The following is a 1,463-nucleotide window of genomic DNA, read 5'->3' on the forward strand; positions in this document are numbered from 1 at the left end:
ACCGAGCCTTGCTTGCCGACCAAACCGACCTCGGCCAACCCCCCAGCCCCCTACCCTCAACGCCCATGAGACTGGCTGCTTGACATAGGAGCATCAAGGAGACCCGGTGACGGTGCATCCGTTCATCGAGGCGGAGAAGCGTGCAGGTCACAGCGTGAAACGAGCGTGTGAACTGCTGAAGGTCTCCCGGACCGCCTTCTATGCCCACCGCGCTGCCAAGCCTGGTCCCCGCGCGGTCCGTGACGCCGAGCTGGCGAAACAGATCGCCGACGTCCATACGAGATCGCGGGGAACCTACGGCGCCCCGCGCGTCCATGCCGTGCGCAAGCGGGCAGGCGCCGGATGCGGCCGCCGACGCGTCGCGCGGCTGATGCGGGCTGCCGGCCTGCAGGGCCGACACCGCAGACGACGGCACCCGACGACGGTCCCCGATCCACGAGCTGCCCTGCGGCCCGATCTCGTCCTCCGTGACTTCCAGCCCGATCCTGCCGGCCTGGATGCCCGGTGGTGCGGCGACATCACCTACATCGCCACGGACGAGGGCTGGCTCTATCTGGCCACCGTCATCGACATAGCCTCCCGTCGCGTGGTCGGCTGGGCAACGGCCGACCACCTGCGGACCGATCTGGTCGCCGATGCCCTCACGGCCGCCTGCCGAAAGCGCCGCCCCATCGGTCCGGTGATCTTTCACTCGGACCGCGGCTGCCAGTACACCAGTCACCAACTCGCCACGTTGGCAAACCAGTTGGGAGTACGTCTGTCGGTCGGCCGCACCGGACAGTGCTGGGACAACGCGCTCGCCGAGTCGTTCTTCGCCACCATCAAACGGGAGCTGCTCGACACCAGCTCCTGGCCCAGCCGGGCCGCCGCCCGCACCGCGATCTTCGATTTCATCGAGGGCTGGTACAACTTGCACCGTCTGCACAGCAGCCTCGGCTACCACAGTCCCGCCGAATACGAGACCGCACTCGCAGCCTGACCACCACACCGATGGTGTCCGTCAAAGCGGAACAAGCTCAGAAGCTTGGCGAGGAGGACCGCGTGCAGGCGAGGCCACACGCCGGCCTCGGTCCACTCGGCCAGGCGCCGCCAGCAGGTCATGCCCGAGCCGAAGCCCAGTTCCTGCGGGAGGTGTTCCCAGGCGATCCCGGTGTGCAGCACGAACAGGATGCCCTGGAACACCAACCGGTCCGGGTGCCGCTTGCGTCCGGGATGACGGAGCCGACGCTCGACTTTGGGCAGCTGCGGCTCGAGCACCGCCCACAACTCGTCATCGACATGCCACGGCTTCGGTCGAGCCACCCCGCACCCCCAGATCATCAGTCCCGGAGTGATCCAACCACCTCGAAGATCATTTCGTTAGGAGTTCTTAGTAGGACTCCGTTAGGTCGTTCTTGATCTCGGTGTTCTGTGTGTCCTGCTGGGCAGCGGCTGTTGGCAGGTGGTGCAGATGCCGGTCCAGC

1 protein-coding gene and 1 pseudogene are annotated in these 1,463 nt (G+C 66.6%); one reads left to right on the forward strand and one right to left on the reverse strand.

What is annotated here, in order from left to right:
• Positions 1-106 precede the first annotated feature (106 nt).
• Positions 107-979: an IS3 family transposase gene (locus ACFZDK_RS55845; protein WP_390987125.1), complete on the forward strand. Its 873-nt coding sequence runs from the start codon at positions 107-109 to the stop codon at positions 977-979.
• A 41-nt stretch (positions 980-1,020) separates the two neighbouring features.
• Here ACFZDK_RS55845 and ACFZDK_RS55850 read toward each other — a convergent pair.
• Positions 1,021-1,302, reverse strand: a pseudogene (locus ACFZDK_RS55850) (transposase); the annotation flags it as partial.
• Positions 1,303-1,463: the final 161 nt, after the last annotated feature.

The organism is Streptomyces sp. NPDC007901 (assembly GCF_042959465.1).
Taxonomy (GTDB): Bacteria; Actinomycetota; Actinomycetes; order Streptomycetales; family Streptomycetaceae; genus Streptomyces.